This is a genomic window from Bradyrhizobium sp. CCBAU 51745, from assembly GCF_028128715.1.
GTDB classification, from domain to species: Bacteria; Pseudomonadota; Alphaproteobacteria; order Rhizobiales; family Xanthobacteraceae; genus Bradyrhizobium; species Bradyrhizobium manausense.
This window is the reverse complement of sequence record NZ_LBJP01000092.1, coordinates 391,049-397,366: the sequence shown is the minus strand read 5'-3', so window position 1 is coordinate 397,366 and position 6,318 is coordinate 391,049. Positions and strand designations below refer to the sequence as shown.

Here is a 6,318-nt window from a genome sequence, read left to right as displayed (position 1 = left end):
AGCCGCAACAAGGCGCCGCGCCACGCCAGCCCGGCTTCCAGCAGCGCCTGCCCGGCGCACAACGCCCCGCCGCGCCGCGCAAGCCGGCGCTGGCTCCGCCGCCGAAGGAAAAGAAGAAACGGTGATTGAGCTCAGCTCTTCGTCGCGCGCGAAGCTCTCGTAGGCAAAGCGAAGCGTGCCCACCCATCTTTCGCGACGGAGAGAGGTGGTGGGCACGGCGCAAGTGCGCCTTTGCCCACCCTACGATTCCGGACTCGCGGAGAGAGCTAGCTCACGCCTCGCCGCGCAGCCAGGCGCGCACCTTTTGCAACAGGCCGTACCGCAGCGCGTCGGCGGATGCAGCCTCGCCCGGTGTCAGCGTCTGCAACGTTGCGTCGGTCTCGTCGGCGGCCAGCGTCGGTACGGGCGCGGGTGACGGTGCAAGGCCGGCCGCGGCGATCGCGATCGGCCCGACCTGGGTGAGAAAGGCGCGCTCATATTCGCGTGAGAGGCGCGCGAGCGCGTCGTCCAGCGGCAACCAATCGACCGCCTTGATGTCGTTCATCAACTTCCGGACCTGGCCGCCCTCGGCCTCCATCCGCCAGAAATGCACCGCTTTCGAGCGCCCTCCCGACTGGTACACGAGCGTGCCCAGGAATTCGTGCATGACGACGTCGTGGCCGGTCTCCTCCATCACCTCGCGGTGCGCGGCCTGCTTCGGCGTTTCGCCGTCGTCGAGCTTGCCCTTGGGCAAGACCCATTCATTGCGCTTGCGTTGACGCACGATCGCGATCAGCGGCGCGTCGCCACGCCGCAACACAATACCACCCGCCGCCATCACCGGCGCCCGCGCCATCACCAATCCCGTTGGATCGTCAATTCGTCCCCCTGGACGATATAGACGCAGGACGCGGCGGAATGAAGACTAGTTCCGCCGCAGCAGCGCTTGACCTGCACGAATGCGCGTGCCCTCCGCAACTCCGTCGCAGAACGAAAAATCGCCCGGCGCGAGGATGATGATGGTCGAGCCGTGCTCGAACCAGCCAAGCTCCTCGCCCTTGGTGACGTTGACGTCGCAAGGAAAATTGACCGGTCCCCTGGTCTGCGCGTTCAGCACCATGTCGAGAAAGTGCAAGCGGATGCTGGCGACCAGGATCGCCGCCACCGGCACCAGCGTCACGGGCTCGCCGGTCGACAAATGCGTGCGGATCACCGCGCGCTCGTTCTTGCAGAACAGCCGCTCGACCCGCTTCAAGGCGATCGGGTTGACGTTCCAGACGTCACCATGGATCAGCGTGACGCGCTCGACATGCGCGTCATAGGGCGCATGAAAGCGGTGATACATGCTCGAGGTCAGCCGCAGCGTGACGAAGCTGCCGTTGCGGTGCTGCTCGACCAGCGCGGGATCGCCGAGCAGGTCGAGCAGCGAATAGGGCGCGCCCTTGACCTGGAACAGTTCGGTATCGGCGATCTTGCCGTGGGCGCCCACGATGCCGTCGGAGGGGCTGGCCACGACCGAGGGATCCGGATCGAACGGACGCAGGCCCGGCTTCAGCTCGCGCGTAAAGCAGTCGTGCAGGCTGGTGAAATGGGTCTTGCGCGCTTCCGACAGATCGAGATCAGAGAACAGCTTCCACAGCGCGATGGAAAAATCCCGCACCAGCGGATTCCTGATCTTGGAGAACCAGCCCATGAAGCGGGTCAAGCCTGCGCGGGGGATGCGGTTGGTCAGCAGGAAGTTGAGGTCTTCCTGCTGGGTGAAAGAGGCGATGAGGGCTTTGACTGTCATGAATCTGTCAGCTCACAGGTTTAGCGCTTGTTGTCATGGAAACGACACTCCCGATTCTCTCGATGTCCGTGGCCGCCGCAGCGTCTGCTGCCGCCGTCCTCCCGAAGATCAAAGCGCGGGTCGAGTTGTCCCGCGCCAAGCACCGCTCGCTCGCCGGACACTCCAAGATGTCGCGTCGGGTGGCCAGGCTGCTGCCGTTCTACGAGTTCGAGGGTGACAAATATTTCGGCTGCGACGGCGCGCCCGCCAATGTGGTGATGCAACGCAAGGACGCCTTCTTCCGTCTGGCGCGCATCTACGCCGATCGCTACCCCAGGGGTCGCGCCATGACGAAGGCGGCGGCAGAGACGATCTCCGACCTCGACTTCACCGAAAGCTACCGCGTGCCCTTCCAGTTCTCGCGCCTCGTCCGCGAGCATCTGGGCACCTCGGCGTTCATGGAGTCCTCGAGCGGCGTCACCGTCACCGATGTCGACGGCAACACCTTCTACGACCTCACCGGGTCCTACGGCGTCAACATCTTCGGCAATGACTTCTACAAGGAGTGCATCGAAGGTTCCGAGAAGCGCGCGCATGCGCTCGGCCCGGTGCTCGGTCCCTACCACCCCGTCATCCTCGACAACGTGCAGCGGCTCTGCCAGATCTCGGGCCTCGACGAGGTCTCGTTCCACATGTCGGGCACCGAAGCCGTGATGCAGGCGGTGCGCCTTGCGCGCTACCACACCAAGCGCACGCATCTGGTTCGTTTCGCCGGTGCCTATCACGGCTGGTGGGGCGACGTGCAGCCCGGCGTCGGCAATCCGCTTCCCACGCACGAGACCTACACCCTCTCCGAAATGTCGGAGAAGACGCTGCACGTGCTGAGGACGCGCAAGGACATCGCCTGCGTGCTGGTCAATCCGCTGCAGGGCCTGCATCCGAACGTCAACGCCCCCGGCGATTCCTCGCTGGTCGATTCCTCGCGCGGCGGCAATTTCGACCGCGCGGCCTACAGCGAATGGCTGAAGAAGCTGCGCGAGGTCTGCGACCAGCGCGGCATCGTGCTGATCTTCGACGAGGTCTTTGTCGGCTTCCGGCTCGCCGCCGGCGGCGCCCAGGAATATTTCGGCGTCAAGGCCGACATGGTGACCTACGGCAAGAGCCTCGCCGGCGGCCTGCCGGTCGGCGTGGTCTGCGGCAAGAAGGACCTGATGCGCCGCTTCCGCGACGATCGTCCCGCCGACATCTGCTTCGCCCGCGGCACCTTCAACTCGCATCCCTACGTCATGACGGCGATGGACGAGTTCCTGAGCCGGCTCGCCAGCCCGAATTTTCGCGCGGTCTATGACGGGCTGGAGGAGACCTGGAACGGGCGCGTGAACAAGCTCAACCAGATGATGCAGGATGCCGACTTGCCGGTGCGCTTCGCCAACTTCTCCTCGATCTGGACAGTGAAATACACCACGCCGTCCCGCTACAACTGGATGCTGCAATATTACCTGCGCGCCGAAGGCCTGGCGTTGAGCTGGGTCGGCACCGGCCGTCTGATCTTCAGCCTCAACTACACCGACGCCGACTTCACTGAAGTCGCCGATCGCTTCGTCCGCGCCGCCGAGAAGATGAAGGCGGACGGCTTCTGGTGGCACGACGGCGCACTCACCAACAAGACCATCAAGCGGCAGATCTTGAAAGAGATGCTGGCCAAGCGTCTTGGGCGCTGAGGTCGGATTATCCATCCTCGTCATGGCCGGGCACAGCCGTCCGAAGGACGGCGTCGCTTCCGCTCGCCTATGCCCGGCCATCCACGTGTTTCCGCGCAACGGCTCCAAGACGTGGATGCCCGGGACAAGCCCGGGCATGACGTAAGCCATAGACATTCGTGTTCTGGGCGACGGCTGTATCAGGCGTGCTGCTCTTCGAGCACGGGCTCGTCGATGAAGCCCAGCGTGTGCTCGGGGTTGAGGTGCAGGCCGGGATCCATCAGCTCGCCGCGCATCAGGGCGAGCGGAGCTCTGCGATACAGCATCAGGTCATGGAACGGATCGGTCAGGATCTTGGTCATCCAGACGAGGCCAGTCTCGACATCGCGGATGAAGAACAGATGCACGGTGCGGAACAGAAGACCGCCGCCGCCGACTGCCAGCCAGATCTTGGCGACCTGGCGGACGAAGTCGCTCGCATTCGCCCACGGCGTGAACAGGCCGAACAGCGTGGGATCGACGACCAGCACCAACGGCGATGCCGCCCAGATCGCCATCAGCACCACCTTGCGCTGAAGGTTGTAGCCGACCTTGATCTCCTCCTTGTACTCGTGCGTCGCCTGGTTGATGTGGTCGTAGGTGTGCGGCTCGAAGAAGAAGTGGCCGGCCTGGCGCGAGGTCATCGAGACCAGCCAGCCGACCAGCGCCGAGATCATGGGATCGACGAACAGCCAGACATAGGCAAAGAGGAAGCTCAGCGCGCTGACGAAGTGCAGGCTCTGATTGATGCGGCTGTGGTGATAGTAGCGATGGTCGTCCCAGCGCTGGATCCGCAGCTGCTCGAGATAGTTCTTGATCATGCTCTTCCCCAAAATGCTTTCGGGTTCAGGATTTACAGGGATTCGATGTACGGCGTGTGACATCATCGTTTTGTCATATGACGATGTGCAGCGACGCGATGACGCAAAGAACGCGCGAGCGGTGCTGCCTTGCTCAAGCTGCCTTGGCGATGTCGACCTTGCGGAAGCGCACCAGCGAGAAGTGGCCGAGCGGCGGAATCAGGCGGCGCTCGGCGAGCTCCATGCCCTTGGCGCCGGCAAGCCATTTGGCGTAGCGCGACCAGGCGAACTCGGCGGTGCGGAAGCCGAGCGGACGCACCACCGGCTGCAGCTTCTGCTCGATGAAACGGCGCATGCCGGTGTCGGCGCTGATACGGGTCAGGATGATCAGCTCGCCGCCCGGACGCAGCACGCGGGCGAATTCGTCCAGCGCCGTCTCCGGATTCGGCACCGCGGTGACGACATATTGCGCCATCACGACGTCGAAGGAATTGTCGGGGAATTCGAGTTTCTCGGCGTCCATCACCGCGAGGCCCTCGACGTTCTTGAGATTGCCCTCGCGAACGCGGCGGCGGGCCTTGTCGAGCATCGCGTCCGAAATGTCGGTGCCGAAGATGCGCAGATGCGGGGCATAGAGCGGCAGCGAGATGCCGGTGCCGACGCCGACCTCGAGCACGCGGCCGCCGATCTTGTTGGTGGCTGCGATCGCGGCCTGGCGGCCCTTGGCGAACACGCCGCCGAACACGAGATCGTAGACGGGCGCCCAGCGGTCATAGGCCTGCTCGACCGAGCCACGGGTGAGGTCGAGCTGCTGGGTGCCGTCAAGGTTCATGATCTTAGCCATCGATGAGGTTCTCGCTTTGGGTCAAAATATGGATCACCCGCGCACCGGCCGCTGCGCCATGCGAGGTGAAGCGCGCAAGGCGCGGCTGGGCTGAAGTGAGGTGAGATTGCCGACGAACTGGCGCGCGCTGTTTTCCCAGGAGCGCTCCAGCGCGAAGTCGCGGCAGGTCTCGCGCGACATGGTGAGCGCGCGCAGGCACGCGGCGCGCAGATCATGGTCGATCGCGCCGATCGGATGATCGGAGATGACGTCCTTCGGTCCCGTCACGGGGAATGCCGCAACCGGCGTGCCGCAGGCGAGCGCCTCGAGCTGCACCACGCCGAACGTATCGGTGAGGCTCGGGAACACGAACACGTCAGCGGCGGCGAGATGCGCGGTGAGATCGGCGCCCTTCTTCTCGCCGAGGAAGACCACATCAGGATATTTCTTCTCCAGCGCGGCCTTCTGCGGTCCGTCGCCGACGACCACCTTGGTGCCGGGCAGATCGAGCGAGAGGAAGGCTTCGAGATTCTTTTCGACCGCGACGCGCCCCATGGTCATGAAGATCGGGCGCGGCAGATCGAGCTCGGCCGGGGAATCAGGATGAAACAGCTCGGTGTCGACGCCGCGCCCCCAGTAGCCGAGGCGCTTGAAGCCGCGCGCCGAAAGCTCCTGCCGCAGCGACGGCGTCGCTACCATGGTCATTGCGGCGGCATCGTGGAAGTGGCGCAACACGGCGTAGCCGACGGCATCGGGGATGCCGGTTCGCACCGAGACATATTCCGGAAAGCGCGTGGTGTAGGACGTCGTGAAAGCGAGGCGGTTGCGGCGGCAATAGGCCCGTGCGGCCCAGCCGATCGGGCCTTCGGTGGCGATGTGCAGCGCTTCAGGGGCGGCCTTCTCGATCCGCCGCGCGATCTCTTTCCCGCTCGGCAACGCAATGCGGATGCCCGGATAGGTCGGCAGCGGCCAGGACCTGAAGCCGTCAGGCGTCAGGAAGTCGATCTCGACATCGAGCGCCTTGGCGGCGGCAGCCAGCGAGGTCAATGTCCGGACCACACCGTTGACCTGCGGATGCCAGGCGTCGGTCGCGATTAATACCCGCATGGGGAAATCCCGAGAGTTTGATGATTCTCAGGCATCGACCATCAACCACGGATATTTCAGGCGTGTGACGTCACAGAAATGTCGGCCCAGTGTTTTGTTCGT

Annotated in this window: 6 protein-coding genes; 1 reads left to right on the top strand and 5 read right to left on the bottom strand. The window is 64.3% G+C overall.

Annotated elements, in window-relative coordinates:
• Nucleotides 1-271 precede the first annotated feature (271 nt).
• A complete protein-coding gene (locus XH98_RS36420) occupies nucleotides 272-835 on the bottom strand; it encodes an NUDIX hydrolase (RefSeq protein ID WP_271602519.1) in 564 nt (187 codons plus the stop codon).
• A 69-nt stretch (nucleotides 836-904) separates the two neighbouring features.
• The gene (asd, locus tag XH98_RS36415) at nucleotides 905-1,768 is read right to left on the bottom strand and encodes an archaetidylserine decarboxylase (protein ID WP_271621405.1); all 864 of its coding nucleotides are present in this window, start codon (nucleotides 1,766-1,768) and stop codon (nucleotides 905-907) included.
• 35 nt (nucleotides 1,769-1,803) lie between these two features.
• Here asd and XH98_RS36410 point away from each other — a divergent pair, with 35 nt between their 5' ends.
• Entirely contained in the window at nucleotides 1,804-3,468 is a 1,665-nt protein-coding gene (locus XH98_RS36410; protein WP_271621404.1) for an aminotransferase class III-fold pyridoxal phosphate-dependent enzyme, read from the top strand.
• A 179-nt stretch (nucleotides 3,469-3,647) separates the two neighbouring features.
• Here XH98_RS36410 and XH98_RS36405 read toward each other — a convergent pair whose 3' ends face one another.
• From XH98_RS36405 to XH98_RS36395, 3 genes are all read right to left on the bottom strand, one after another.
• Nucleotides 3,648-4,307 (bottom strand): hypothetical protein, encoded by a 660-nt coding sequence (locus tag XH98_RS36405; RefSeq protein ID WP_271602516.1) that lies wholly within the window; start codon nucleotides 4,305-4,307, stop codon nucleotides 3,648-3,650.
• Nucleotides 4,308-4,440: 133 nt separating this feature from the next.
• Complete coding sequence (locus XH98_RS36400; RefSeq protein ID WP_271621403.1) at nucleotides 4,441-5,130, bottom strand: class I SAM-dependent methyltransferase; 690 nt, start codon at nucleotides 5,128-5,130, stop codon at nucleotides 4,441-4,443.
• A 33-nt stretch (nucleotides 5,131-5,163) separates the two neighbouring features.
• Nucleotides 5,164-6,216: a glycosyltransferase family 4 protein gene (locus XH98_RS36395; protein ID WP_271602514.1), complete on the bottom strand. Its 1,053-nt coding sequence runs from the start codon at nucleotides 6,214-6,216 to the stop codon at nucleotides 5,164-5,166.
• Nucleotides 6,217-6,318 lie beyond the last annotated feature (102 nt).